The organism is Dietzia sp. 2505 (assembly GCF_040546785.1).
Classification (GTDB): Bacteria; Actinomycetota; Actinomycetes; order Mycobacteriales; family Mycobacteriaceae; genus Dietzia.
On sequence record NZ_JBEPON010000001.1, the window covers coordinates 14,792 to 39,742 of the forward strand.

Annotated in this window: 22 protein-coding genes and 1 riboswitch; of the genes, 9 read left to right on the forward strand and 13 right to left on the reverse strand. The window is 71.5% G+C overall.

What is annotated here, in order from left to right:
• Positions 1-22: 22 nt before the first annotated feature.
• Both ABIE38_RS00060 and ABIE38_RS00065 read right to left on the reverse strand, forming a co-directional pair.
• Positions 23-1,174 carry a MalY/PatB family protein gene (locus tag ABIE38_RS00060; protein WP_354053445.1) on the reverse strand — a complete coding sequence of 384 codons (1,152 nt, stop codon included), beginning with the start codon at positions 1,172-1,174 and terminating at the stop codon, positions 23-25.
• Between the two features lie 43 nt (positions 1,175-1,217).
• A complete protein-coding gene (locus ABIE38_RS00065) occupies positions 1,218-1,775 on the reverse strand; it encodes a hypothetical protein (protein WP_354053446.1) in 558 nt (185 codons plus the stop codon).
• A 170-nt stretch (positions 1,776-1,945) separates the two neighbouring features.
• Between ABIE38_RS00065 and ABIE38_RS00070 the strand changes: the two genes are divergently transcribed.
• The 4 genes from ABIE38_RS00070 to ABIE38_RS00085 all read left to right on the forward strand — a co-directional run bounded on the left by ABIE38_RS00070 (position 1,946) and on the right by ABIE38_RS00085 (position 8,145).
• Positions 1,946-3,358 (forward strand): MFS transporter, encoded by a 1,413-nt coding sequence (locus ABIE38_RS00070; protein ID WP_354053447.1) that lies wholly within the window; start codon positions 1,946-1,948, stop codon positions 3,356-3,358.
• A gap of 35 nt (positions 3,359-3,393) precedes the next feature.
• Positions 3,394-5,508 (forward strand): molybdopterin oxidoreductase family protein, encoded by a 2,115-nt coding sequence (locus ABIE38_RS00075; protein ID WP_354053448.1) that lies wholly within the window; start codon positions 3,394-3,396, stop codon positions 5,506-5,508.
• Positions 5,481-6,938 (forward strand): FAD-dependent oxidoreductase, encoded by a 1,458-nt coding sequence (locus ABIE38_RS00080; RefSeq protein WP_354053449.1) that lies wholly within the window; start codon positions 5,481-5,483, stop codon positions 6,936-6,938. The genes ABIE38_RS00075 and ABIE38_RS00080 overlap by 28 nt, the downstream gene beginning before the upstream one ends.
• A gap of 76 nt (positions 6,939-7,014) precedes the next feature.
• Positions 7,015-8,145, forward strand: coding sequence for a uroporphyrinogen-III synthase (locus ABIE38_RS00085; protein WP_354053450.1), 1,131 nt, complete (start codon positions 7,015-7,017; stop codon positions 8,143-8,145).
• Between the two features lie 205 nt (positions 8,146-8,350).
• Here ABIE38_RS00085 and nirD read toward each other — a convergent pair whose 3' ends face one another.
• The 5 genes from nirD to ABIE38_RS00110 all read right to left on the reverse strand — a co-directional run bounded on the left by nirD (position 8,351) and on the right by ABIE38_RS00110 (position 16,332).
• Entirely contained in the window at positions 8,351-8,731 is a 381-nt protein-coding gene (gene nirD, locus ABIE38_RS00090) for a nitrite reductase small subunit NirD (RefSeq protein ID WP_354053451.1), read from the reverse strand.
• A 30-nt stretch (positions 8,732-8,761) separates the two neighbouring features.
• Entirely contained in the window at positions 8,762-11,287 is a 2,526-nt protein-coding gene (gene nirB, locus ABIE38_RS00095; RefSeq protein WP_354053452.1) for a nitrite reductase large subunit NirB, read from the reverse strand.
• A gap of 145 nt (positions 11,288-11,432) precedes the next feature.
• Positions 11,433-12,119, reverse strand: coding sequence for a DUF3239 domain-containing protein (locus ABIE38_RS00100; protein ID WP_354053453.1), 687 nt, complete (start codon positions 12,117-12,119; stop codon positions 11,433-11,435).
• Between the two features lie 55 nt (positions 12,120-12,174).
• A complete protein-coding gene (locus ABIE38_RS00105) occupies positions 12,175-13,842 on the reverse strand; it encodes a DNA repair helicase XPB (RefSeq protein WP_346034362.1) in 1,668 nt (555 codons plus the stop codon).
• Positions 13,843-13,932: 90 nt separating this feature from the next.
• The gene (locus ABIE38_RS00110; RefSeq protein ID WP_354053454.1) at positions 13,933-16,332 is read right to left on the reverse strand and encodes a helicase-associated domain-containing protein; all 2,400 of its coding nucleotides are present in this window, start codon (positions 16,330-16,332) and stop codon (positions 13,933-13,935) included.
• 102 nt (positions 16,333-16,434) lie between these two features.
• On the opposite strand from ABIE38_RS00110, the gene ABIE38_RS00115 reads away from it, so the two are divergent.
• The gene (locus ABIE38_RS00115) at positions 16,435-16,632 is read left to right on the forward strand and encodes a hypothetical protein (RefSeq protein ID WP_354053455.1); all 198 of its coding nucleotides are present in this window, start codon (positions 16,435-16,437) and stop codon (positions 16,630-16,632) included.
• Positions 16,633-16,744: 112 nt separating this feature from the next.
• Here ABIE38_RS00115 and ABIE38_RS00120 read toward each other — a convergent pair whose 3' ends face one another.
• Both ABIE38_RS00120 and ABIE38_RS00125 read right to left on the reverse strand, forming a co-directional pair.
• A complete protein-coding gene (locus tag ABIE38_RS00120; RefSeq protein WP_179524657.1) occupies positions 16,745-17,368 on the reverse strand; it encodes a transglycosylase family protein in 624 nt (207 codons plus the stop codon).
• An 11-nt stretch (positions 17,369-17,379) separates the two neighbouring features.
• Positions 17,380-17,536: riboswitch (cyclic di-AMP (ydaO/yuaA leader) on the reverse strand.
• 178 nt (positions 17,537-17,714) lie between these two features.
• Entirely contained in the window at positions 17,715-17,996 is a 282-nt protein-coding gene (locus tag ABIE38_RS00125; protein ID WP_354053456.1) for a hypothetical protein, read from the reverse strand.
• Positions 17,997-18,117: 121 nt separating this feature from the next.
• Here ABIE38_RS00125 and ABIE38_RS00130 point away from each other — a divergent pair, with 121 nt between their 5' ends.
• Entirely contained in the window at positions 18,118-18,519 is a 402-nt protein-coding gene (locus ABIE38_RS00130; protein WP_179524659.1) for a cold-shock protein, read from the forward strand.
• 9 nt (positions 18,520-18,528) lie between these two features.
• Here the strand turns inward: ABIE38_RS00130 and ABIE38_RS00135 are convergent, their stop codons facing one another.
• The 3 genes from ABIE38_RS00135 to ABIE38_RS00145 are packed head-to-tail and all read right to left on the reverse strand — an operon-like array spanning position 18,529 to position 21,321.
• Positions 18,529-19,038, reverse strand: coding sequence for a DUF2771 family protein (locus ABIE38_RS00135; protein ID WP_354053457.1), 510 nt, complete (start codon positions 19,036-19,038; stop codon positions 18,529-18,531).
• The gene (locus ABIE38_RS00140; RefSeq protein WP_354053458.1) at positions 19,035-20,426 is read right to left on the reverse strand and encodes an MFS transporter; all 1,392 of its coding nucleotides are present in this window, start codon (positions 20,424-20,426) and stop codon (positions 19,035-19,037) included. Before ABIE38_RS00140 ends, ABIE38_RS00135 begins: the two co-directional genes overlap by 4 nt.
• Positions 20,419-21,321: a glutaminyl-peptide cyclotransferase gene (locus ABIE38_RS00145; RefSeq protein WP_354053459.1), complete on the reverse strand. Its 903-nt coding sequence runs from the start codon at positions 21,319-21,321 to the stop codon at positions 20,419-20,421. The genes ABIE38_RS00140 and ABIE38_RS00145 overlap by 8 nt, the downstream gene beginning before the upstream one ends.
• Before the next feature lie 57 nt (positions 21,322-21,378).
• Here ABIE38_RS00145 and ABIE38_RS00150 point away from each other — a divergent pair, with 57 nt between their 5' ends.
• Entirely contained in the window at positions 21,379-22,272 is an 894-nt protein-coding gene (locus ABIE38_RS00150; RefSeq protein WP_354054052.1) for a DUF3027 domain-containing protein, read from the forward strand.
• Positions 22,273-22,285: 13 nt separating this feature from the next.
• On the opposite strand, the gene ABIE38_RS00155 is transcribed toward ABIE38_RS00150, so the two are convergent.
• The gene (locus tag ABIE38_RS00155) at positions 22,286-22,555 is read right to left on the reverse strand and encodes a DUF2530 domain-containing protein (RefSeq protein WP_182645637.1); all 270 of its coding nucleotides are present in this window, start codon (positions 22,553-22,555) and stop codon (positions 22,286-22,288) included.
• 75 nt (positions 22,556-22,630) lie between these two features.
• Between ABIE38_RS00155 and ABIE38_RS00160 the strand changes: the two genes are divergently transcribed.
• Together ABIE38_RS00160 and ABIE38_RS00165 are read left to right on the forward strand one after the other, a co-directional pair.
• Complete coding sequence (locus ABIE38_RS00160) at positions 22,631-24,100, forward strand: NCS2 family permease (protein WP_354053460.1); 1,470 nt, start codon at positions 22,631-22,633, stop codon at positions 24,098-24,100.
• 12 nt (positions 24,101-24,112) lie between these two features.
• Positions 24,113-24,946, forward strand: coding sequence for a TrmH family RNA methyltransferase (locus ABIE38_RS00165; RefSeq protein ID WP_354053461.1), 834 nt, complete (start codon positions 24,113-24,115; stop codon positions 24,944-24,946).
• The last annotated feature ends 5 nt before the right edge of the window (positions 24,947-24,951 follow it).

Here is a 24,951-nt window from a genome sequence, read left to right on the forward strand (position 1 = left end):
GCGGATGTGCGGTGGGCCGCGCTCAGCCACGCTCCGCGGCGACGCGGCCCATCCGGGTGAAGGCCTCGGTCAGGACCTCCTCCGAGCACGCGAAGTTCACGCGCGCGAACCCCTTGCCCTGGGAACCGAAGGCGGGGCCGTTGCTCAACGCCACCCGGCCGTGGTCGAGGAACGCCGCGGCGGGGTCGTCCCCGAGGCCGGGGTAGGAGCGCAGGTCCAACCACGCCACGAACCCGGCGTCGGGCCGGCGCCACCGGGCGCGGGGTAGATGCTCGGCCATGAGCCGATCCATCAGATCGAGGTTCGCGGCCAGGGCGGTGTTCATGCTCTCCAGCCAGTCCAGTGACCCGGTCAGCGCGGCCTCGGCGGCGAGCGCCCCGAAGTGTCCGACGGCGCCCGACAGTGCCGAGCGCCGTACCTCGAACCGCTCGGGGTTCCCGTTGATCACGAACGCGCACTTGAGGCCGGCGAGGTTGAACGCCTTGGACGCGGAGGAGATGGCCAACCCCACCTCGCGGGCGGTGTCGGAGGCGGCCAGGAACGAGGAGAACTCGACCCCGGGCATGGTCAGGGGTGCCCAGATCTCGTCGGAGACCACTACGGCGTCGTATCGCGCGGCCAGGTCGGCGAGCTCGGCCAACTCCGCAGTGGAGTGGAGAACGCCCGTGGGGTTGTGCGGATGGCTCAGCAGCACGGCCCGGGCCCCGTCGGCCAGGGCGCGCTCGATGCCCGCCAGGTCCAGCCGCGGGTCCTCGCCGTCGTGGTCGACCAGTGGCACCGCGACGGGAGACATCCCCACCCGCCGGATCCACGGTCCGAACGGCATGTAGACCGGCGGCGTGTAGACCACCCCGCTGCCGGCCGGCAGGATCCGTGCGAGTGATTCGCGCACGCCCACGCCGACGTCGTTGACGGGGACCACCGACTCCTCCGGGACGTCGAACCCGAACCTGGAGTAGTAGCGGGCGCACACCCCCGCGAGACGCTCGATCTCCGCGAAGTACCCGGTGTCGCCGTCGGCCACGGCGGCGGCGAGGCGCTCCCGGATCGCCGGGGCCAGGAGGACGTCGGTCTCCGCCACGAACAGCGGCAGGACGTCCTCCGGGTACGCCACCCACTTCTGGCTCCGGCGCCTGCGCAGGACGGACTCGGGGACATCCAGGGGGAACGGCACGGCGGGGGTCCTTTCGACCGGGTTCACGTGACCCCAAGGCTACTCAGCTGCCGGGCACGTACCCGGGATGCACCCACACGTCCCACACCGGACTCGAACCGTGAGGGGAGAGCGGCATCGTGGTCGAATAAGTGCCGGCCATGCCGCCGCCGGGTTGCGGGGGTACGAAGATCCCGCCGGAGGTCGTCATCCAGCCCATCCGCCGCGCGAGATCATAGAGGCCGGTGTACGCCGACGTCGTGGACCCGGTCTGAGTGAAGAGCGAGTGCCAGACGTCGTTGGCCAAGCTGTTGTGCCGCAACTCCACAAGGCGGCCGTCCGGGTCGAGCTGCCAACATCGCCCGTACGGGTGGCCGCGGTCGTTAGTGCAGAACAGCGGGCGAGAGGACCCGTGCGGTGAGAGCAGTCGGACACGGTCGCCGATCATCCAGAACGCCGGCTGGTCCGGTGTGATGGTCTGCCCGGGAGCCAGTTCGACGCCGTGACCCGTGACGAACGACGCACGCCACGCCTCGGTGGGCTGGGCGGATGCCGCGGGCGCGAGGCCCATGGCGAGGGCTGCGGCGGCGATGAGAACGCGGGGTGTGAACCGGGGTGACATTCCGCCATGAGATCACGGTGGGCCGACCCTCACGGCCGGTTCCGTCCGGAGTGAGGACACCGTGACGATCACGTCATACCGGGTAGCGCCGGGGAAACAGGGCGTGCATACGGTCAGTTCGCAGGGGACACCGAGGGGGTGTCCACGTCACGAGAGAGGGGGTCGACCTCATGTCGCGCTCACATGTCATAGAGAACTGGGATCCGGAGGACGACGCTCAGTGGAAGTCGGGCGGCAGGAAGACCGCCATGCGCAACCTCTACTGGTCGGTCTTCGCGGAGCACGTCGGGTTCTCGGTGTGGACCCTGTTCGCCGTCATGGTGTTGTTCATGCCCCAGGACGTCTACGGACTGGACGCACCCGACAAGTTCCTCGTCTCCGCGGTGGTCACGCTGACCGGCGCCTTCCTGCGCATCCCGTACACGCTCGCGACCGCCACATTCGGCGGCCGCAACTGGACCATGTTCTCGGCCTTCGTGCTGCTCATCCCCGCGGTCGGGATGTTGTGGATCATGGCGAACCCGGGCCAACCGCTCTGGATGTACCTCGTCGTGGGCGCGATCGCCGGACTCGGCGGTGCCAACTTCGCGTCGTCCATGACCAACATCAACGCCTTCTTCCCCCAGCGGGAGAAGGGCTGGGCCCTCGGACTCAACGCGGGTGGGGGCAACCTGGGCGTGGCCACGATCCAGGTCGTGGGGCTCATCGTGATCGCACTGGCCGGCAACCGGTCACCGCACTGGGTGATCGGCGTCTACATCGTCCTGCTCGTCGTCGCGGGGATCGGCGCGGCACTGAAGATGGACAACCTCGCGCACCAGACCGTGGACGTGCAGAGCATGAAGGACATGGCCCGAGACAAGGACGGATGGGTGCTGTCACTGCTGTACATCGGCACCTTCGGCTCCTTCATCGGCTTCGCCTTCGCGTTCGGGCAGATGCTCACCATGACCTTCACGGGCAACGGCCAGGAGCCGGCCCAGGCGGCCCTGCACGCGGCACAGATCACCTTCCTCGGACCGCTGCTGGGTTCGCTCACCCGCATGGCGGGTGGTCGGATCTCCGACCGCTTCGGTGGGGCCCGGGTGACCTTCGTGACCTTCTGCGGGATGGCGGTCACCACGGTCGCGCTCGTGGTGACCTCGAACATCCAGGCGTCGAACGACGGCCGGCTCGCCGGTGGCGCGCTCGTCCTGTTCTTCGCGGCCTTCCTGACGCTCTTCGGGCTCACCGGGGTGGGTAACGCCTCCGTGTACAAGATGATCCCGTCGGTCTTCGAGGCGCGCAGCCACACACTCGGACTGGACGAGGCCGCACGGACGTCCTGGTCACGGGCCCATGCCGGGGCACTCATCGGGGTCGCCGGCGCGGTCGGGGCCTTCGGCGGCTTCCTCATCAACATGACCCTGCGCACGTCCTACCAGTCCTCCGGTGCGGCCACGTCGGCGTTCGTCGTGTTCATGGTGTTCTACGTGGTGGCGGCGATCGTCACGCGCGTCGTCTACATGCGCGCCTCCGCCGGGGTCGACTCGGTCGCCGCCGCACCCACCGAGCCCCGGGTCCCCGTGGGCGCCGAGGCCTGACCCGGCGCGGCTGACGATCGAGACGAAGAGGACACATGGTGCACGCGTTGACGACGACCGGCCCGCCGACACACACCCACTGCCCGTATTGCGCACTCCAGTGCGCGATGTCGGTGACCCCGTCCGCCGGTGACGGACCGGCGTCGATCACCCCGGAGCAGTTCCCCACCAACAGGGGCGGGTTGTGTCGGAAGGGCTGGACGTCGGCAGCGTTGCTCAACCACCCGGATCGGATCACGACGCCGCTGATCCGGGTGGACGGGCGCCTGCGGCCGACCGACTGGGACACCGCGTTGACCCGGGTCACCGACGGCATCCGACAGGCGCAGGCCACGGGCGGCCCCGACGCCGTGGCGGTATTCGGCGGGGGTGGCCTGACCAACGAGAAGGCCTACACACTGGGCAAGTTCACCCGCCTCGCGCTGGGGAGCAGACTCGTGGATTACAACGGCCGCTGGTGCATGTCGAGTGCGGCGGCCGGGGCGAACCGGAGTTTCGGGCTGGACCGGGGGTTGCCGTTCCCCGTGACCGACCTCGACGACGCCCGGGCGGTGCTGCTGATCGGTGCCAACCCCGCCGACACCATGCCTCCGTTCGTCCAGCACCTCGACACGGCCGCGGCAGCCGGCGGCTTGGTGGTGGCGGACCCGCGCCTCAGCGCGACCGCCCACCGGGCCGTCGACGGCGGTGGGATCCATCTGAGGCTGCGGCCGGGCACGGATTCGGCACTCGCCCTGGGGCTCCTCCACGTCGCCGTGGTGGGCGGTCACCTGGACACCGAGTACGTCTCCGCCCGCACGTCGGGTTTCGACGACGCGTGGGCGATCGCGGCGGACTGGATGCCCGACCGCACCGAACGCGTCACCGGCGTCTCGGCCGACCAACTCGAACGCACGGTGGAGCTGTTGGCGGGCTCCAGGGACGCGGGCACGGGTGCCTATGTCCTCACCGCCCGCGGCGCCGAGCAGCACTCACGGGGGACCGACACCGTCGGAGCCGTGATCGCCCTCGCGCTGGCACTGGGCCTACCGGGTCGGCCCGGCACGGGCTACGGCACCCTCACCGGCCAGGGGAACGGCCAGGGTGGCAGGGAACACGGGCAGAAGGCCGACCAGCTGCCCGGGTACCGGATGATCACGGATCCGGTCGCCCGCGCACACGTCGCCTCGGTCTGGGGCGTGGAACCCGAGGAGATCCCCGGCCCCGGGCTCTCGGCCTTCGAGCTCCTGGACGCGCTCGGACAGCCCGGCGGGCCCACGGCCATGCTGCTCCACGCCTCGAACCCCGTGGTCTCCGCGCCCGACGCCGACCGGGTCACGGCTCGGCTCCGCTCGCTGGACACACTCGTGGTGGCCGACTTCGTCCTCTCCGAGACCGCCGAACTCGCCGACGTCGTCCTGCCGGTCCCGCAGTGGGCCGAGGAGGAGGGCACGCTGACCAACCTGGAGGGCCGGGTGCTGCGTCGACGCCGCTCGGTCACGCCTCCGGAGGGCTGCCGCGACGAACTGTGGATCTGGAACGAGCTCGCGCGTCGTCTCGGGCGGCGCCCGGATCGATTCCCGACCGACCCACGGGAGGTGTTCGACGAGTTGGCGCGCGCCTCTGCCGGGGGCAAGGCCGACTACTCGGCCATGGACTGGGACCGCCTCGATGCCGGCGAGGCGCTGTTCTGGCCGTGTGGCGCCGACACCCCGGCCGGAACGCCGCGCATGTTCCTCGATCGCTTCGCCACCGTGGACGGCCGCGCCCGCTTCGCCGTGGCCGCCGTGGACCCGCCCGCGGAGGACACCTGTGCGGACTACCCGCTGCTGGGGACCACGGGACGCGTGCTCTCGCACTACCAGTCCGGTGCGCAGACCCGGCGGGTTCCGGAACTGCTCTCCGCGGACCCCGAGATGTGGGTCCAGGTCCACCCGGTCGTGGCACGGGCCGTGGGCCTCGACGACGGCGGTCGCGCCCGGGTGGTGTCCCGCCGCGGTGCCGTCGAGGCGCTCGTGCGGTGCGACGAGGACATGCGGACCGACACCCTGTTCCTGCCGTTCCACTTCGCCGGGCCGGCCAGAGCGAACCTGATGACCCTGCCCGAGCTCGATCCCTACAGCCGCATGCCGCAGTTCAAAGCGTGCGCGGTCCGGTTGGAGGCCGCGTGATGCGGGTGGTGGTGGTGGGGGCCGGAATGTCCGGTGCCCGGCTCGCCGAGGAGATACGGCGCGCCGAACCGGATCCCGAGACGGTGTCGGTGACGGTCCTCGGCGCGGAGCCCGAGGCGCCGTACAACCGGATCATGCTCTCCCACGTCGTTGCCGGCGGGATGGGCGACCCGGGAGCCACCCGGCTCAAGCCCACCGGGTGGTGGGACCGAAACCACATCGAAATGCGCACGTCCGCCCCGGTGCGGGGGATCGACCGGGTGGCCCGGGAGGTCGAGCTCGACGACGGCGAGCGCGTCCCCTACGACCACCTGGTGCTGGCGACCGGCTCCGAGGCCACCATCCCGCCGATCGAGGGGGTCCGTGGACCGGAGGGGACGCTCGCCTCGGGCGTGTTCCCGCTCCGCGACGCCTCGGACTGCCGGGGGCTCACCGCTCACCTCGAGGAGCACCCCGGTCGGGTCGCACTGGTGGGTGGCGGCTTCATCGGTCTCGAGGTGGCGTGCGCACTGGCGCGGTCGGGCCGCGACGTCGTCGTCGTCCACCCCCGGGCCTGGCCGATGGACTCCCACCTGGATTCCGGCGGCGGGCGCGTGCTCATCCGCGCACTGGACGAACTCGGTGTCCGGGTGGTGACCGGTGCGCGGGCCGCGCGATGGGACGGCACGGCGCTGGGACTCGACGACGGCACCGAGATCGGGTGTCGGACCGTCGTGCTCTCGGCCGGCACCAGCCCCCGCACCCGGCTGGCCGAGGCCGCCGGACTGGAGGTGGGCCGGGGGATCGTCGTCGACGACACCCTCCGGACCGGTGACCCGGCCATCAGCGCGATCGGCGACTGCGCCGAACACCGCGGGTGCGTGACAGGACTGGTCGGTCCCGCCTGGGATCAGGCCGGCGTGGTGTCCGCCCGGATCGCCGGCGCGGACCCCGGCTCGCGATACCTCGGCGGCGCCGCGGTGACCAGGTTGAAGGCGTTCGGGGTCGACGTCGTCTCGCTGGGGGAGCTCACCGAGGACGTCCACGACCCGGGGGTGGAGGTGACCATGGTCTGCGAGCCCTCCCGCGGGCGGTATGCCCGGGTGGACGTGGTGGACGCCCGGGTCACCGGCGCCGTTCTCGTGGGTCATCCCGAGCCCGTGGGCTTCCTCACCCAGCTCTACGAACACGCCCTGCCCGTACCCGACGACGTGCTGTCCGTGGTGCTCGGCCGGGCCGGCGCCGCGACCACCGACTCCCCGTCGACGATGCCCGCCGCAGCCGTGGTCTGCCGGTGCAACGGGGTGAGCAAGGCCGACCTCGTCCACGCCTGGTCCGAGGGGGACCGGGACGCGGCGGCGATGGCGTCACGGACCCGTGCCGGGACCGGGTGCGGGGGGTGCACCGCCGCCGTGGACGGCATCTGCGGTTGGTTGCGTGACTGCGCGTGACCGACCCCTTTCCGGTGATCCGCCCATCCCCCGCCTCGACGGCGGGGAAACATGGACGACACACGACTGCGGCAGGATGGACATCGTGACCACCAACGACGACTTACCACTGCTGGGCCGCACGGTCGCGGTGACGGCTGCGCGTCGGGCGTCGGAACAGAGGGTTCTGCTCGAACGACGGGGTGCGGCGGTCCTCCACGCCCCGGCGATCCGGATGATCCCCGTGGCCGAGGACGAACTCGTCCGCTCGGCCACCGCCCAGGTGCTCGCCGCTCCCGCCGACCTCATGGTGCTCACCACGGCGACCGGGGTCCGGTGGTGGACGCAGGTGTGCGAGGAGTGGGGTTACTCCCGGGACCTGCACGCCCTCATGGAACGGGTGCCGCTGTACTCGCGCGGGCCCAAAGTCACCGGGGCGCTCCGGGCCGCCGGTCTGCGCGAACACGCGTCGGCGGCGAGCGAGGCGACCCCCGAACTGCTGGAGATGCTGTTGGAGCGCGGGGTCGACGGCCTCACCGTGGCCGTGCAGCTCCAGGGTGCGAGCTCGGACTGGAATCCCATGGCCCCCCTGGTGGAGGGGCTCCGCGCGGCGGGGGCCGAGGTGATCGTGGTGCCGATCTACCGCTGGGAGCTACCCGAGGACCTGGAGGCGTTCGACGACCTCGTCCGGACCGTCGCCCGGGCGGGCGTCGACGGGGTGACGTTCACCGCCGCCCCGGCCGTGGTGTCGATGCTCGAGCGGGCCGACCTGATGGGGATCCACGACGACGTGCTGGACGCCCTGTCCGGTCCGGTCGCCGCCCTCTGTGTGGGACCGGTGACCGCCGAGCCGCTGGTCGACCTGGGTGTACCCGTGTCGATGCCGGACCGGATGCGCCTCGGTGCGCTCATGCGGCACGTCACCGACGAGCTGGTCGCCCGGTCCCGGCCCGTCGCCGTGGCAGGGCACGAGCTCACCGTGTGTGCGGCCGGGGTCCTGATGGACGGTCGGCCCATCGAGCTCTCGCCGGCGCCGCTGGCACTTCTGCGCGCGATGGCGGACCGGCCGGGCAAGTGCGTGAGCCGGGAGGAACTCCTCGCCGTGCTTCCGGGCGACGGCGCCGACCCGCACGCCGTGGAGACGGCGATGGGCCGCCTCCGTAGGGCACTCGGGGATCCCGGACTCGTGACCACCGTGGTCAAACGCGGGTACCGGCTCACGGTCTGACCAGAGGTCTGCGGCCCCGCGGTCGATGGTGTCCGCGGGTATTCCGCGGGGCGTTCCGGGACCTGTCAGGGAGTACGCGACACGACGTCAGGCGCCACCATGTGGTGGCGCCTGACGTCTCTCGTGGGTTCCGGCGGTGCCGCTCTCTGAAGCGGTGCCGCTCTCTGAAGCGGTGTCGCCCTCTGCGGCGATCCGGCTGGTCCGGCTACGCGGCGATCCGGCTCGTCTGGTGTCGGATCGCGGCCTCGGTGGAGACCAGGACGGTGCCGTCGACGACCCGGGCCGGGAACACGGACAGTCCGTACGACTCGTCGTCGACCCCGCGCCCGTCCTCCAACGCGTAGGCCTGTTTGCCGATGGGGGAGATGGCCACGGGGACCCCCCCGCGGTCGCCGACGAGACCGCGGCTCATCACGGCGGCCCGGGCGATCGGGTCGATGTTGCACAGGGCGTGGACGCTGCCGTCGTCCAGGAGGTAGACGGCGATCTGTCGGCCGTCGGGCAGCAGGGCGGCGACGCCCCGCCCCGGGATGAGCCGCTCGAGGGGGCAGACCTCGATCTCGGTGGGGGACAGTGTTGCGGTCATGACGGTGTCCTTTCGGGGTGTGCGGGTGGGTCAGACTCGTGCGGGCATCGCGGGGGAGCCGAGGAGCACCGGGACCTTGCGGCCGTCCTTCTCCTCGAACTCGACGGTGGGGTCCGGGGACTCGGGCGCGTTGACGAAGGACACGAATCGGGCGAGCTTGTCGGGGTCGTCCAGAACCGCGGACCACTCGTCCACGTAGCCCGCGACGTGGGCCTCCATCCGGCCCTCGAGCTCGGCGGCCAGGTCGAGGGAGTCTTTGCACACGACCTCGCGCAGGTGGTCGATGCCGCCGTCCATCGATTCGAGCCAGGGCGCCATCCGCTGGAGCCGCTCGGCGGTCCGGACGTAGAACATCACCGTGCGGTCGATGTAGCGGATCAGCTCCTCGTCGGTCAGGTCACCGACGAGGAGTTGCGCGTGCCGGGGCGTCGCGCCCCCGTTGCCGCCGACGTACAGGTTCCAGCCGGTCTCGGTGGCGATCACGCCGACGTCTTTGCCGCGGGCCTCGGCGCATTCCCGCGCGCACCCCGAGACCGCCATCTTGATCTTGTGGGGTGCCCGCAGTCCGCGGTAGCGGTTCTCCATCAGCACCGCCATCCCGACCGAGTCCTGCTGTCCGTAGCGGCACCACGAGGTGCCCACGCAGCTCTTGACCGTCCGCAACGACTTGCCGTAGGCGTGCCCCGACTCCATGCCGGCGTCCACGAGTCGCTTCCAGATCACCGGCAGTTCCTCGACGCGCGCGCCGAACATGTCGATGCGCTGACCGCCGGTCACCTTGACGTACAGGTCGTGGTCGCGGGCGATTTCGCCGATCACGATGAGTTGCTCCGCGGACACCTCACCGCCCGGCATCCGGGGCACCACCGAGTAGGTGCCGTTCTTCTGGATGTTTGCGAGGAAGTGGTCGTTGGTGTCCTGCAGTGCGGCCTGCTCCCCGTCGAGGACGTGGTCGGAGCTGGTGGAGGCCAGGATGGACGCGACGGTGGGCTTGCAGATGTCACAGCCGGAACCGTGGCCGAAGCGCTCGATCAGGCCGGAGAAGGTCCGGATGCCGGTGACCGTGACGATCTCGAAGAGCTCCGACCGGGACTGTTCGAAGTGCTCACACAGCGCCGTCGACTGCTCGACCCCCTCCGCCTCGAGGACCTGCTTGAGCAGGGGGATGCACGAGCCGCACGAGGTGCCGGCCCGGGTGCACGACTTGAGGTCGGCCACGTCGCAGGCGCCGCCGCAGATCGCCTCGCGTACGTCGCCCTTGGTGACGGCGTTGCACGAGCAGATCTGCGCCTCGTCGGGGAGCGCCTCCACCCCGACACCGGAATCGCCACCGGTGGAGCGGGAGATGAGAGAGATCGGGTCGGCGGACGGCAGCGTGCGACCGACGAGCGGCTTGAGCAGCGAGTACGGCCCGGAATCGCCGACGAACACCCCACCCAGGAGGGTCTGGGCGTCGTCGCTCATGACCAGCTTGGAGTAGGTCCCCGCGACGGGATCGTTCACCACCACCTCGAGGCATCCGGGCGTGACGCCGTGCGCGTCGCCGAAGCTCGCCATGTCCACCCCGAGGAGCTTGAGTTTGGTGGACAGGTCGGCCCCGGTGAACTCCCCCTCGCCGCTGAGGATCGTGGACGCGGCCACCTCGGCGGAGGTGTACCCGGGACCGACGAGCCCGTAGCAGGTGCCGTCGATGGCAGCGCACTCGCCGATCGCGTAGATGTTCGGGTCCGAGGTCCGGCACCCGAGGTCGGTGAGGATGCCGCCCCGCTCGGCGGTGTCCAGACCGGAGAGCCGCGCGAGTTCGTCCCTCGGGCGGACGCCCGCCGAGAACACCACGAAGGCGGCGTCGACGACCGTGGTGACACCCTCGTCGTCGGTCAGTCGGACGGTCAGGCCGTCGGGCGTCTCGGCGATCTCCGTGCCGGTCACCGAGAGGTGGATCTCGATCCCCAGTTCACGGATCAGGGACGCCAGGACGTGGCCGCCACCGGCGTCCACCTGCAGTGGCATGAGCCGCTCGTTGCGTTCGACCACGTGCGGCGTGAGCCCGAGCAGGCTCACCGCGTTGGCGGCCTCGAGCCCGAGCAATCCACCGCCGATCACGACGCCGTGGGAGCCCGCCCCGGCGCGTTCGGCGGCCGCGCGGATCCCGTCGAGGTCGTCGAGGGTGCGGTAGACGTGACATCCCGGGAGGTCATGTCCGGGCACCGGTGGGACGAACGCCCGCGAGCCGGTCGCGAGGACCAGCGTGTCGTAGGCGATCCGCTCGCCCGAGGAGAGTTCGACCTCCCGGGACTCGCGGTCGATCGCGGTGACCAGGTGACCCGATCGCACCGTCACCCGCGGGTCGGCGCCGTGCCGCGCGTCCTCGAGGTGGAGCGACTCGCGGTCCCACGCCCCGACGTAGGAGGAGAGGCCTACGCGGTCGTACGCCGGGTCCGTCTCCTCGCCGATCACCGTGACGGTGAGATCGGCGGTGGCCCACCGGGACGCGAGGGTGGAGACGAACCGGTGGGCGACCATTCCGTGTCCGACGACGACGATGTGCTCGGTCATGTGGAGACCTCCTTCTAGCCTGTGCCGACCAGGCTAGAAAGCGCGTGTTTCCGCGCAGTGGCGGCGGATCACGGTGCCGTGACGACTTGCTCACAGGTGAAGGAGCGTCGGGTGAGGCCCACGGTCGCGAGCGTTCGGAGGGCTCTCAGTCGAGTGGCAGGAGGTTGGCCGGAGACGCCGACACCTCTGAGACCCGGTCGAGGTTCTGGCGCAGGGTCTCCCACTCGCCGGCCGGGATCTCCCTGGTCAGTCTCCGTAGCACGGCGGCGTCCGGGGTGGCCCAGGCGACGGGCATCGGGGAGATGAACTGGTAGAGGTTGTCGCCTCCGCGTGCGCTGCGGTTCCCCACCACGGCGACGCAGGGCACCCGCGCGCCCACCCGGACGTCGTGACCCGGGATCTTCTCGCAGCTGCGGACGGCCAGCGCGGGGAGCGAGCCCGCGGAACGGTCGACGGCCCGGTCGACCAGGGCCAGCAGGGTGAGCCCACGCGGTCGCACCTCGGCGACGATCGCCGGGACGAGTTCCGAGGTGGCGTAGGCGTGCGCCATGGATCCCATCTTCCGGGGGATGTACCCGATCATGGCCAGGCACCCGATCGCGAAGACGCCGGCCAGCGCGGCGATGATCCAGCCCCACGGTTCGAGGTCCGAGTAGAGGAGCATCCCGGTCCCGGCGGCGAGGACGACGACCCCGAGGATCCCGGCGGACCACTGCAGCCGGCGAACCTCGGCCAGGCTCTCGTTGTTCTTCCGGACCCAGGCGTCGTCCACGGGGAAGTCGGCGAGGCGGTACTGCTCGTGAGGCGGGCGGGAGGTGCGATCGGAGGCCATGGGCCCAGTATCCCAGGCGTCCCGGCGAGGGTGGCCCAGGGCGGACCGTGTGCGCTCAGCCGATCTCGGGTAGCTCCGGCCCGAGCAGGTCGTCGGCGTCGGTGATCCGGTAGGCGTATCCCTGCTCGGCGAGGAACCGCTGGCGGTGGGCGGCGTACTCGGCGTCGAGGGTGTCCCGGGAGACCACGGAGTAGAAGTGCGCCTGTCCGCCGTCCTTCTTGGGGCGCAGGAGACGCCCGAGCCGCTGGGCCTCCTCCTGCCGGGAGCCGAAGGTCCCGGAGACCTGCACGGCGACGCTCGCCTCGGGCAGGTCGATCGAGAAGTTGGCGACCTTGGAGACCACCAGCGTGGAGATCTCCCCGGCGCGGAAGGCGTTGAAGAGCTTCTCCCGCTCCTTGTTGGAGGTGGAACCCTGGATCACCGGGGCGTCCAGCTCGACTCCCAGTTCCTCCAGCTGGTCCAGATAGGCGCCGATCACCAGCGTCGGGGCCCCGCTGTGCCTGGCCAGGATCTGCTTCACCACCGCGATCTTGGTGCGGGCGGTCGAGCACAACTTGTACTTGTCCTCGGCCTCGGCGGTGGCGTACATCATCCGCTCGTTCTCGGTGAGCGTCACGCGGACCTCCACGCAGTCGGCCGGGGCGATCCACCCCTGTGCCTCGATGTCCTTCCAGGGGGCGTCGTAGCGCTTGGGGCCGATGAGGGAGAACACGTCGCCCTCCCGGCCGTCCTCGCGGACCAGTGTGGCGGTGAGCCCGAGACGGCGACGCGACTGCAGGTCCGCGGTCATCCGGAAGACCGGTGCCGGGAGCAGGTGCACCTCGTCGTAGATCATCAGCCCCCAGTCCCGGGAGTCGAACAGCTCCAGCGCCCGGTGCACGCCCTTGGTCTTGCGGGTGACGACCTGATAGGTGGCGATGGTGACCGGGCGGATCTCCTTGCGTTCGCCCGAGTACTCACCGATCTCGTCCTCCGTGAGCGTGGTCCGGGCGAGCAGTTCGCGCTTCCACTGCCGACCGGCGACGGTGTTGGTCACGAGGATGAGCGTGGTGGCCTTGGCGCGGGCCATCGCCGCGGCGCCGACCATGGTCTTGCCGGCCCCGCAGGGCAGTACGACGACCCCGGAGCCGCCCGCCCAGAAGGAGTCCGCGGCCATCTGTTGGTAGTCGCGGAGTTCCCAGGGCTCGGACTCGGTGGACAGGGAGATCTCGTGGGCCTCGCCGTCGACGTACCCCGCCAGGTCCTCGGCCGGCCACCCCACCTTCAACAACTCCTGCTTGAGCCGGCCGCGCTCGGACGCGTGGACGATGACGGTGTCGGCGTCGATCTCCGCCCCGAGCATCGGGGCGATCTTCTTGTGTCGCCTGACCTCGGCCAGCACTGCGGCGTCGAGAGAGATGAGGGTCAGACCGTGGACCGGGCTCTTGACCAGTTGTAGTCGGCCGTAGCGGGCCATGGTGTCCGCGATGTCGACCAGGAGCGGCTGTGGGACGGGGAAACGCGAGTAGGTGACCAGCACGTCGACGACCTGCTCGGCGTCGTGACCGGCGGCCCGCGCGTTCCACAGGGCGAGCGGCGTGATCCGGTAGGTGTGGACGTGTTCGGGTGCGCGCTCGAGTTCGGCGAACGGGGCCAGGGCCTGCCGGGCGTCGCCTGCCTGGTCGTGGTCGATCTCCAGCAACACGGTCTTGTCCGACTGGACGATCAGCGGTCCACCACTCACTTCGGTTCTCCTCGGTTCTCGCGGGCCCGCGTGGGTCCGACCCTCCAGTGTCCCGGAAATCGCCACGGAGGGTCGGGCCGGCGGGTGGGGTCAGCGGGTGGGGTCCACGTCGGCCACCGAGATGACGCGGTGCAACGGCAGGGTCACGGCCTCGGCGGAATCGGGTTCCACCCCTTCGATCCGGCCCCCCGCGACGGAGACGGGGATGACGAGCCGCGAGGTCGAGCGACCCTGCGCGTCGACCACGGAGACCGTGACCGCGGTGCCCGACCCGGCGGCCTCGTGCAGGCGGGCGATGGCGGCCTCACCCGTGTACCCGTCACCCGAGGAGCCGCGAGCCGACCGCACGCGGTCGGCCGAGCGCATCGCCGTGATCGCCGCACGGAGCTCGCCGGTGCTGGCGGCTCGCGTCGGGACCCGGGGGGTGCGGCCGGGGGACGTGGCCCGGACCCGGGCCACCGGGCGGGTGAGTGCGACGACGGCGCCGGAGGTGTCCTCGACGACGGGCGCGTACCCGTGCTCCCGGAGGGCCTCGACGAGATCCAACGGACGGGCCTGGGAGATGAGGACGGTCGGGGCGACTGAACGCAGGGCGCAACTCTCCGCCACCGGGGAGCCCAGGACCTGGGCCACCAGAGACGGGTCGTCACAGCGGAGGAACGACAACGCGGCCCCCGCCCGGAGTCGGCCGTGCCTCCGTGCGACGTCCTCGATCAGGTAGTCGAGGGACTGCGGGACCGGGGTGATCGAGGTCCGGGCGAGAAGATCCCTGATCCCGGCGGCTGTACGTCCCGAGTCCAGCGCCCGGCGCAGGGAGGTCTCGGTCACGCGGTAGGTGGTGGCGGCGCCCGCGGACTCGACGTCGGCGAGCAGCGCGAAGTCCGCCGCGAGCTCCGGGACGAGCGGGCCGGGGGCGAGGATGGTGAGGTCGGCCTGGACGATCACCTCGGAGACGGGTTCGGGGAGTGCCGCCGTCAGGACCGGCTCGAGCTCGTCGGCCGAGGGGGGACCGGCGGCGGGGGGGACGGAGACCAGGATCCTGGCCGCGCTGGTGGCGGTGGTCCCCACCACGAGGCCCAGCCGTCGCGCCTCGCCCACGGTCTGCGTGCAGGTCCGTGACCCGGCCCGCGAGAACCACACCGGCGAGAACCACCGGACGACCTCCGGCAGCAGGTCGTCACCGGGCTCTGCCCCGGGGTCGAGCCGGGACAGGGCGCGCAGGACCCGGTCGCGCTCGCCCGCCGCGGGCGGACCGACCGGTTCGCCGAGGGCGGGGACCGTGCCCCCGCCCTCGATCTCGGAGCCGACCCGCCACGGGGCACGGGGCATCGACCACCAGGCCAGGACGAGTTCGGCCCAGCGGCGCGCGCGATCACGTGCGGACCACACGTCCGCGGCCTCCGTGGGCGCCCACACCGAGTCGAAACCGGTCTCGCCCACGTCGGTGTCGCCGACGGCGATCAGGCCGGCGGCCGCGAGGACCTCCAGCAGAAGCGGGACCTCGTGCTCGTCGACGCCGGCGGCACGGGCGACACGACGGAGTTCCCGCACGCCCACCCCGCCGGCCTTGAGGGTGGCGGCCGGGTGGCGGGACAGCGCCGCGAGGAGCGCGTCGCACCGGTGGAGGAGGTCGAGGGCCGCCACACCCCCGGAGGCGTCCGCCGTCTCGGCGGCGTTGCTCTCGGCGGCGCTCCTGGCGGAGGCGGCCCGCCCGGTCGGGACCCCCGCGGATCCGGGCCCACCGGCCGCCGTGCCGGTAGCCGACCACGCGGGGACGTCGAGGAGGGACGAGCCGCTCTGGCGGGCTCCGTGTCGGGCCCGGTCCAGGGCGTGGGCGCGGGGCACGACCACCTCGCCCCCGGCGGTGCCGGTGACCGAGGCCAGCCCGGCGTCCGCCAGTTCCGCGGCCGCCGCGCGGACGGTCTCGGACGCGGCGGGTCCGAGGGCTCCGACCGGCGTGCGACCGCGGGCGACGGCCCCGAGGACGCCCAGTGCACGGTCGGACAGGCCGCTCCAGGCGGTGTCGAGGTGGGCTCCGACGGGCTCCCCGGGGAGGGGGGCCTCGACGGGCGCCGCGTCGACCGCGGCCCCGGTGACCGGGACGATCCGGGCGTGGGCCGGGTCGCCCCAGAACAGTGCGAGATCACGGAGGGTGTCGACGGCTGCGCGGAATGCCGGGTCGTCGTCGTCGACACCGAGGCGCCCCGACACCGCACCGATCGGCACCGGGCCGGAATCGGCTCCGAGCGCGGCGGCGGTGGCCAGCACGAGCAGGTCGGGCCACGTCAGGGTGCCCATCGCGCGCGCCGTCGACGCCGGCAACCGCAGGCGGGAGGCGAGCACGCCGAGCGAGGCCGGGGGAGGGGAGGCCACGTCCGCACGCAGCTCGCACAGTCGCACCAGTGTGTCGTCGGACAGGCCGGCCAGCCAGGCGGGGAAGTCGGGTTCACCGCTGGTGGGGTGTCGGGGCGTGGTGCGCGAGGTCGGCATATCCGTACCAGCCTAGTGAGATCCGGCCGGCGGTGAGTACCGGTGGCGGGGGTATCCGACCCGGTTGCTGACGGATCGGGCTCGAGGTGAGAGACTGACCACGTGGCTGCCAAGAAACTGACCTACGACAACCCGGGATGGCCCGACGACTCGTTCGGCGAGCACCCGGTGACCGAACTAGCTGCGCTCGTGGCGGGGGGGCTGTCGCCCTTCGGGCAGGAGATCTTCCCGTTGCCGCAGGAGCGCCTGAACTACGTCCACCCGGAGACCGTGGTCAACAAGTCCGTGCCGACCCGCTGACCTCCCCGCACGCCGTGATCACGCGGTGTGCCTCGCACGGTGTAGACGCGAGAACGGGCCGCCACCCCCTGCAGGGAGTGGCGGCCCGTTCTCGCGTTCGGGTCGACCGGGGTCAGTTGGCCAGGTAGGTGGCGAAGAACCCGTCCACGGCCGTCTGGTTCTCGGCGTACGCGGCGTCGACGAGATCCTTGTTGGCCTGGTATCCGTCGGTGATCGGCAGCGCGAGACCGCGACCCTCGGCGAACGCGGTGAGCGTCGCGACGTGCTCGGCGGCCGAGACGGCCTCCGGGGCGGCCGGCGCGACCGGGGCTGCCGGTGCGGGGGCGGGCTGGGCCACGTCGCGAGGCGTCGGGGCGGAATTCAGGCCGAGCTTGGCGGAGCAGGCGGGCCATGCCCCCCAGCCCTGTCCGGCGAGGGTCTTCTCGGCGATGGCGATCTGCTGCTCGCGGGTCGCCTGGTTGGCGGTCGGCGCGTACTGGGTGCCGCCGTAGGCCGCCCAGGTGCTCGGCGAGAACTGCAGCCCGCCGTGGTAGCCGTTGCCGGTGTTGATCCCCCAGTTGCCGCCGGCCTCACACTGGGCCAGACGGTCCCAGTCGGAGTCCGGGGCCGCGTTGGCGGCCGGGGCGAGGGCGAGCCCGGCGGCGGAGAACGCGGTGCCCGCGAGGACGACCTTCACCGCCGTCCTGGGCGCGGAGGCGGTGGCGGCAGCGCGGTGGCGTCCGGTGTTCGAGGTCATATACGCGTCAGTCCTTTTCACTCTGTGCCTACGGGGTGAGCTGTCGGGTTCGGACGAGTGCGCCCGGCCGCCTGCGGCGGCTTGACCCCAAGGCGACCTGCGGTCGCCGGCCCGAGGTGGGCCCTGATCGGGTCCCCCGTCCCCGCCCGGTAACGGTCAATGTCGCATCGGCCGCAGGGCGGGGTTCGGTGGTGCGTCCGATGCCAACTCGCTGACGAGTCTGCCCCGAACAGTAGCGGCTTGATGCCGGATCGTCACCATTCTGAGATAAAACCAGGTCACACAGTGGGGCGGGAGGCGACGTTATCGGCTTGTTACCTGGAACTTCGGGAGAGAGTGGGTTCCGTCACACCCTGGGCGGCCGGGAGCCGAGAATCGCGTACAGCAGCCCCAAAAGGAACCCGACCGGGGTGAACACCATCGCGCCGACGTACAGGAATGTGGGCGCGTCCCTGTCGAGGACGAACGGGGTGAGTGCGGCGAGGATGGTGAACACCACACCGACGGCGAAGACGGCGAGCGCCGCGACGAACAGACCGCGGCGTCTGGGCCGGGCCGGGGCGGGCTCGGCCGCGTGGGGCGCCCAGGGATCGGGGTCGTCGGCTGGGGGTCGGGCGTCGGAGGTCACACGGGGGAGGGTACCGGCCCGGCGGGGGCTCCGGGCCACCGCCTCGGCGAGGGTAGTCTCGAGTGATTCGTGGTGGATGTCGGTCGCACGTGTGCGCGATCGTGTGGAGAGGTGGTTCGCGGTGCCCAGTGGCAGGGTCAAGTGGTACGACGCGGAGAAGGGTTTCGGCTTCCTGTCCCATGAGGGCGGGGAGGACGTCTACGTCCGGTCCGACGCGCTCCCGGACGGGGTGGACACGCTCCGGCCCCGCCAGCGCGTGGAGTTCGACATGGTCTCCGGTCGGCGTGGTCCCCAGGCTCTGCGGGTGGTCGTCCACGAGGAGCCCACCGTCGTGCAGGATCGTGCCCCCCGTGGCGGCCCACGACACTCCCCCGATGAGCTGCACGGGATGGTCGAGGACATGATCAAGGTCCTCGAGACGACCGTCCAACCCGAGTTGCGGCGCGGCCACCGTCCCGACCACAAGGTGTCGGGTCGCGTGGCGTCGGTGCTCCGCGCGGTCGCCCGCGAGCTGGACGCGTGACCTGCCGGCTCAGTCCGCGTAGGTGATCCCGACGGACCACTCGCCGCTGAGGATCGTCTCCGAGCCGTCCGCCGCGTAGACGAGGGCGACCGCTCGGAGCGCCAGTCCCTCGATCCGTCCCTCGTCGGGGAGGGTGACCGGGATGAGCAGTTCGCCGGGCCCGTCGGGCTCGAGGGTGTATTCGCGGAACCCGTCCGCGCGGATCTCGTAGACGTCGAGCGTGGCGCGGCGCAGTTCCACCGGCAGCCGGACCGTGAGGGTGTGTTCACCCGTGACGGTGAACTCGCCCACCGGGTTCGTGTAGCTCGTGCCATCGAGGTCCGTCGCCGCGAACGGCAGTACCTCCACGTGGTCGCGGTCGGTGGCGACGGTGATCGCCGGCACCGCCCCGTGACGGGAGGCCGAGCCCTGCCACGCTCCGACGATCGCGGCGACCATGATGATCACCCACGCCAGGATCGCCCAGGTGACTGGACGGACGCGGGGGCCGGACGCGGGGGCATCGCTGTGAGAGCTCACTCCTCCATTCTGCCGAGCAGGCGCGCGCCGAATGCACGGGGGTCACGAGGCGCACCGGGGAACCTGGGCCGGTTGCCGCCGAGTCCCGGTACCAGGGTGGACCCGCGTGCGGTCAGGAGAGATTGGCCGAACAGCAGGGCGCCCACGACAGCGATCACGCTGAAGCCCACGGTGAAGTCCGGTGGGAGGAGTACCCCCAACGCACCGCCCGCGACCCACGCCAGCTGCAGCGCCGTCTCCGACCGGCCGAACGCGGAGGACCGTGCGGAGTCGGGGATGTCCGTCTGGATCGACGCGTCGAGCGCCACCTTGCCGAGCGCGCTGCACACCGCCGCCACGAGTGCGAGGGGGGCCGCCGCCCAGATGTTCCCGAAGAACGCCGCCACCACCGCCGCGGAGAGTGCTGCGCCCGCCGCCGTCGTGGTGATACGGCCCGGTCGCCCCAGGGGGAGACGGGCGCCCACGGCATTTCCTGCGAACGTGCCCAGTCCTCCTGCCGCACCGGCGATCGCGAGCATCCCGGCCTGTTCCGCCGCCGTGGCGTTCTCCTGGGCCTTGGCCACGAACGCCAGGAACAGGGTGAGGAAGCCGGTCATGAACCGGACCATCGACACGGCCCAGAGATTGGCCAGGACCTGACGGCCGAGCGGCCTGGTGAGAACGGACTTGAGCCCGCTGACGAGCGGGCGGCCGCGGTCCACGCGCAGGGTCGCCGACTCCTCGTCGAGCGAGGCCTCGGCGTGTGCGGGGATGGTCATCGCGATGTACGCCGACACCAGCGCCACCGCAGCGAGCAGCCACAGGGCCGCGTCGGAGCCCCACACCCACGACACGGCTCCGGCGAGGGCCCCCGCGATCAACGACCCGCCCACGTGGCCGAGCACGGTCAACCGGGAGTTGGTCCGGACCAGGTCGAGCGCCGGCGGCAGGACGTGCGGGGTGATCGACGCCTTGACCACGCCGAAGGTCTTGGACAGCACGAGCATCCCCAGCGCGAGGGGGTACAGCAGCCACGAGTCGAAGTTGAGCGCGAGGATCACCGCGAGCACCGCGCGCAGGGTGAAGGTCAACGACACCGTGAGGCGCCGCCCGCTTCGCAGCCGGTCGAGGGCCGGTCCGATCACCGGGGCGATCAGCGCGAACGGGGCGACCGTCACGAGGAGGTACAGGGCCACGTTGCTCCGCGACTCGGCGGTGGCGGCGGAGAAGAACAACGTGTTGGCCAGGGCGACGGCGAGGATGGCGTCGCACGCGAAGTTGGCGACGGTGACGTAACTCAGCTGCGACAGGCCCGATCGGTTCGCCCCGTCGGCGTGGAAGATCCGCCGGACGCCGCGGCCGACGGTGGCCGCGGCTCGACGGGTCGGCCCGGGGGCGCGGTCAGCCAATGAGGCGCACCTCGTACATCGTCGGCCACAACTTCCCGGTGAGCAGCACGTTCTCCGAATCAGGGAGTGCGGCGATCCCGTTGAGCACCGCCTCCCGGCTGGCCGGCCGGGGTCGCTCGAGCGCCGAGGCGTCGTAGATGGCGGTGACCGCGCCGGTGGCGGGGTCGATGCGGATGACCTCGTCGGTCATCCAGACGTTGGCCAGGACGGTGCCGTCCGCGCACTCGAGTTCGTTGATGCGGATGACCGGTGTGCCCCCCGAGGTCACCGAGACCGTGCCGGTGGGCTCGAAGGTGACGGGGTCACGGAAGGTGAGCTCGGCGGAGCCGTTGCTCATGATCAACCGTTCGCCGTCGTGACACAGGCCCCAGCCCTCGCCCTCGTACGGCACCTCGGAGCGCACCTCGAGGGTCCGGGGGTCCCGGTTGTGGGCGATCCCGTTGGTCCAGGTCAGGGTCCAGAGGGTGTCCGGGGTCACGGCCAGGCCCTCGCCGAACTCGTCGTCCGCCATCCGCACGGACACGGTGGGCGGGCCGCCGGCGAGCGGGCGGCGCTGCACCTGCGAGCGGGTGTACTCACCCGTCGACTCGTAGATCTCGTCGCCCACCACCTGCAGACCCTGGGTGAACAACGTGGGGTCGTGCGGCAGGGTCCGGACGACCTCGACCGAACCCCGGACGGGCCGGGGCTCGGACGGTCCCACCGGTACCTGTCCGCCGGCCGCGTCGCCGGAGCCGGAACCCGACCCGGTGGGCATGCTCGATGACGCGAGGGACGCGCCGGGGGAGGTGGCGCTCCCGGCGTCGTCGGAACCTGTCGCGGTACACGCCGCGACGGCGCCGACGAGGGAGAGGGAGACCGCGAGAGGGCCGAGGGTGCCGAGGACGCTGCGCATGCGTCAAGGATGCCGTACTACGGGCCGGACCGCGACGCTGTCGCGATGACGCGCATAATGGGTGGGGTGAACACCGAGGTAGGCACGGATCAGGAGGCGGACCCCGTGAGCACCGATCAGGCCTCGGGCTTCGACGAGGCCCTGCGCGAGAGACTGGCCTCGGGCGTCGACGTGGCGCGTGCCGCCGTGGAGGAGTTCGCGTCCGACGGCGTGGGGGAGCACCGGGGCTCCGTCGTCGAGGCGCCGTTCACCACGACGCACCGGTTCGCCTCGGACCTCCCCGGGTACCGCGGGTGGTACTGGGCCTGCGTCCTGGCGCTGGTCCCCGGCGGCGAGCTGACGGTCGACGAGATCTCGCTCCTCCCCGGTCCCGATTCGGTGGTGGCCCCGGAGTGGGTGCCGTGGGAGAAGCGGATCCGCCCGGGCGATCTGGGTGCGGGTGATCTGCTACCCCCTGCGGACGACGACGAGCGCCTGGTCCCGGGACAGCTCCTCACCGGGGACGACGGACTCGACGAGGTCGCCGGCCCCGTCGGGCTCGGCAGGCCCCGGCACCTGAGCCGGGAGGGCCGGTCGGCCGCCGCCGCCCGCTGGGCCGCCGAGCGTGGCCCGGACACCGAGATCGCGCGCGGGGCCAAGCACCACTGCGGGTCCTGCGGCTTCCTGGTACCCGTCTCCGGCTCCCTCGGCACGTTGTTCGGGGTGTGCGCGAACGAGTACTCCGCCGACGGGCAGGTGGTGCACCTCCAGTACGGCTGCGGCGCCCACAGCGAGGTGCAGGTGGCCACGGAGTCCGCTACCCCGGTGGCCGAGGCGTACGACGACGCCGCCGTGGACGTGGTGGTGCTCCCCCAGCAACTGGCGGCCACCGCCGCCCGGGCGCGGGGGGCGGCCGAGCAGGACGACGAGGTGGGGCAGGCCGGTCCGACGAGCGGTCCCGACCAGGCCTGATCCCGCCGACCGCTCAGATGCGGTCGAAGTCGAGACCGCCCTGCGCGCCCGCACTGCCGCGCAGGACGGCCCGCCGCTGGAGCGCGTAGACGAGGGTGCCGATCGCACCCACGCCCACGCCCACGGCGCACAGGATGACCGCGCGCATGTCGACCTCGTCCATGAGCATCATGGCCAGGAGGGCGATCGTCCACGCGAGGGTCCCGATGAGGACGACGGGCCGCGGATCCAGCAGGTAGGCCGGGATCCGCGGCACCTGCGGCTCCGCCGGGCTGTCCGTCATGACCGCGACGCTACCGCAGGCGGGGGGCCGGTTACTCTATGACGGTTCCTCACCCACCGCCAGGAAGGTCTCCAGATGTCGCAGAGCGCCGGGGCCCCGTCACAATCCCCTGTACGGATCGGTGCCGTCGACCGGTACTTCAAGATCAGTGAGCGCGGTTCGACGGTGGCCCGCGAGGTGCGCGGCGGGTTGGTCAGCTTCTTCGCGATGGCCTACATCATCGTGCTCAACCCGCTGATCCTCGGTTCGGGTGTCGACGTCGAGGGCAACCAGTTGTCGATCATCGAGATCGCCGCGGTCACCGCCTTCACCGCGGGTGTGATGACGGTGGCGTTCGGCGCGATCGCCCGCTACCCGTTCGCCTTCGCGACCGGCCTGGGCATCAACTCCCTCGTCGCGGTGACCATCGCCAGGCAGGTCACGTGGGCCGAGGCCATGGGGCTGATCGTCATCGAGGGCATCATCATCGTCATCCTGGCGGTGAGCGGGTTCCGCAAGGCCGTCTTCGACGCCATTCCCTCGGACCTCAAGGCCGCGATCGCCGTGGGCATCGGGCTGTTCATCGCCATGGTCGGCTTCGTCGACTCCGGTTTCGTGCGTCGACTCCCCGACGCCGCGGGCACCACGGTCCCCGTGGGACTGGGGATCGAGGGGTCGATCGCCTCGTGGCCCACCGCCGTGTTCGCCTTCGGGCTCCTGTTGTGTGGCGTGCTCGTGGCCCGGCAGGTGCGCGGCGGCATCTTCATCGGCATCGTGGTCACCACCGTCGTGGCCATCATCGTCGAGGCCGTCGCGAACGCCGGCCCGTCCTTCGTCGACGGGGAGCCCTCGCCCACCGGGTGGAACCTCGCGGTCCCGGGAATCCCCGAGACCCTGGGTGGGCTGCCCAACCTGTCCCTCATCGGACAGGTGGATCTCTTCGGCGCGTTCGTCCGAATCGGTCCGCTGGCGGCCAGCCTGTTCGTCTTCACCCTGTTGCTCGCCAACTTCTTCGACGCCATGGGCACCTTCACGGGGCTGGGCAAGGAGGCCGGGCTCATGGACGAGAAGGGCAATCTGCCCAACATGAAGACCGCCCTCGTGGTCGAGGGCGTCGGTGCCGTGGCGGGTGGCTTCACCTCGTCGTCGTCCAACACGGTCTTCCTCGAGTCGGCCACCGGCATCGCCGAGGGCGCCCGCACCGGCCTGGCGAACATCGTCACCGGTGCCCTCTTCCTCGTCGCGATGTTCTTCACCCCGCTGTACGAGGTCGTCCCGGTGGAGGCGGCGGCCCCCGCGCTCGTGGTGGTGGGCGCGCTCATGATGTCGCAGATCGTCAACATCGACTTCACGCGCTTCTCGATCGCGCTACCGGCCTTCCTCACGATCGTCACCATGCCGTTCACCTACTCGATCGCCAACGGCATCGGCATCGGGTTCGTGGCCTGGGTCGTGATGGCCACCGCCACCGGCAAGGCCCGGTCCGTGCATCCGCTCCTGTGGGTGGTCGCGGCGGCGTTCCTCGTGTTTTTCGCGATCGGGCCCATCACCGACCTGCTGGCCTGAGCGGCGCGGGCAGTGCTCGTCGTCGACATCTTCGATCCCGCCGATCCCCGGTTGGACGATCTCCGCGACCTCAACCACTCCGACCGCCGCCCCGACCTGCCGGGCGGCCGGGGCCTGGTGATCGCGGAGGGCACCTATGTGGTGGGTCGGATGCTGCTGTCCCGGTTCCGCCCGCACGTCCTGCTGGGGACCGAGGCGCGCCTGCAGCAGCTACGGCGTGAGGCGGCCGCCGAGGGCTGGGACGCCGACGAGCGTGCCGGGGGCGCCGTGTACCTGCGCACCACCAAAGACGTGCTCAGCGAGGTGATCGGGTTCCGGTCCAGTCGCGACATCCTGGCCGCCGCCGACCGTCCGACGCCGCTCGAGGTCGGCGCCGTCGTGGACGGCGCCCGGACCCTCGTGGTGCTCGAGGGCGTCAACGACCCCGAGAACCTCGGGGCGATCTTCCGCAACTGCGCGGCGCTCGGTGTCGACGGGGTGCTCTTCGGTGCCGCCACCGGGGATCCCCTCTACCGGCGGGTGGTGCGCGTGTCCATGGGGCATGTCCTGCGGCTGCCGTTCGCGCACCTGCCGGGGACCCCGACCACCTGGCACCGCTCCCTCGGGCAGTTGAACGCGCACGGCTTCCGCACAGTGGCGCTGACCCCGTCGGCGGAGGTGCCGCTGTCCCGGGCCGTCGACGCGGACAAGGTGGCGTTCGTCCTGGGCGCGGAGGGCCCCGGTCTCACCGAGCACGCGATGCGGGCGTGTGACGTCCGGGCGACGATCCCCATGACGGCCGGGACGGACTCGCTCAACGTGGCCACGGCCGCGGCGGTGGCGTTCTACGAGCGATCGCGCGGCTGACCACC

Excerpts from the sequence above, each read along its gene's own strand:
- ABIE38_RS00065 (WP_354053446.1), bottom strand. The coding sequence starts at position 1,775 with ATGTCACCCCGGTTCACACCCCGCGTTCTCATCGCCGCCGCAGCCCTC.
- ABIE38_RS00070 (WP_354053447.1), top strand. The coding sequence starts at position 1,946 with ATGTCGCGCTCACATGTCATAGAGAACTGGGATCCGGAGGACGACGCT.
- ABIE38_RS00075 (WP_354053448.1), top strand. The coding sequence starts at position 3,394 with ATGGTGCACGCGTTGACGACGACCGGCCCGCCGACACACACCCACTGC.
- ABIE38_RS00085 (WP_354053450.1), top strand. The coding sequence starts at position 7,015 with ATGGACATCGTGACCACCAACGACGACTTACCACTGCTGGGCCGCACG.
- nirD (WP_354053451.1), bottom strand. The coding sequence starts at position 8,731 with ATGACCGCAACACTGTCCCCCACCGAGATCGAGGTCTGCCCCCTCGAG.
- nirB (WP_354053452.1), bottom strand. The coding sequence starts at position 11,287 with ATGACCGAGCACATCGTCGTCGTCGGACACGGAATGGTCGCCCACCGG.
- ABIE38_RS00100 (WP_354053453.1), bottom strand. The coding sequence starts at position 12,119 with ATGGCCTCCGATCGCACCTCCCGCCCGCCTCACGAGCAGTACCGCCTC.
- ABIE38_RS00110 (WP_354053454.1), bottom strand. The coding sequence starts at position 16,332 with ATGCCGACCTCGCGCACCACGCCCCGACACCCCACCAGCGGTGAACCC.
- ABIE38_RS00120 (WP_179524657.1), bottom strand. The coding sequence starts at position 17,368 with ATGACCTCGAACACCGGACGCCACCGCGCTGCCGCCACCGCCTCCGCG.
- ABIE38_RS00145 (WP_354053459.1), bottom strand. The coding sequence starts at position 21,321 with ATGCGCAGCGTCCTCGGCACCCTCGGCCCTCTCGCGGTCTCCCTCTCC.
- ABIE38_RS00150 (WP_354054052.1), top strand. The coding sequence starts at position 21,379 with ATGGGTGGGGTGAACACCGAGGTAGGCACGGATCAGGAGGCGGACCCC.
- ABIE38_RS00155 (WP_182645637.1), bottom strand. The coding sequence starts at position 22,555 with ATGACGGACAGCCCGGCGGAGCCGCAGGTGCCGCGGATCCCGGCCTAC.
- ABIE38_RS00160 (WP_354053460.1), top strand. The coding sequence starts at position 22,631 with ATGTCGCAGAGCGCCGGGGCCCCGTCACAATCCCCTGTACGGATCGGT.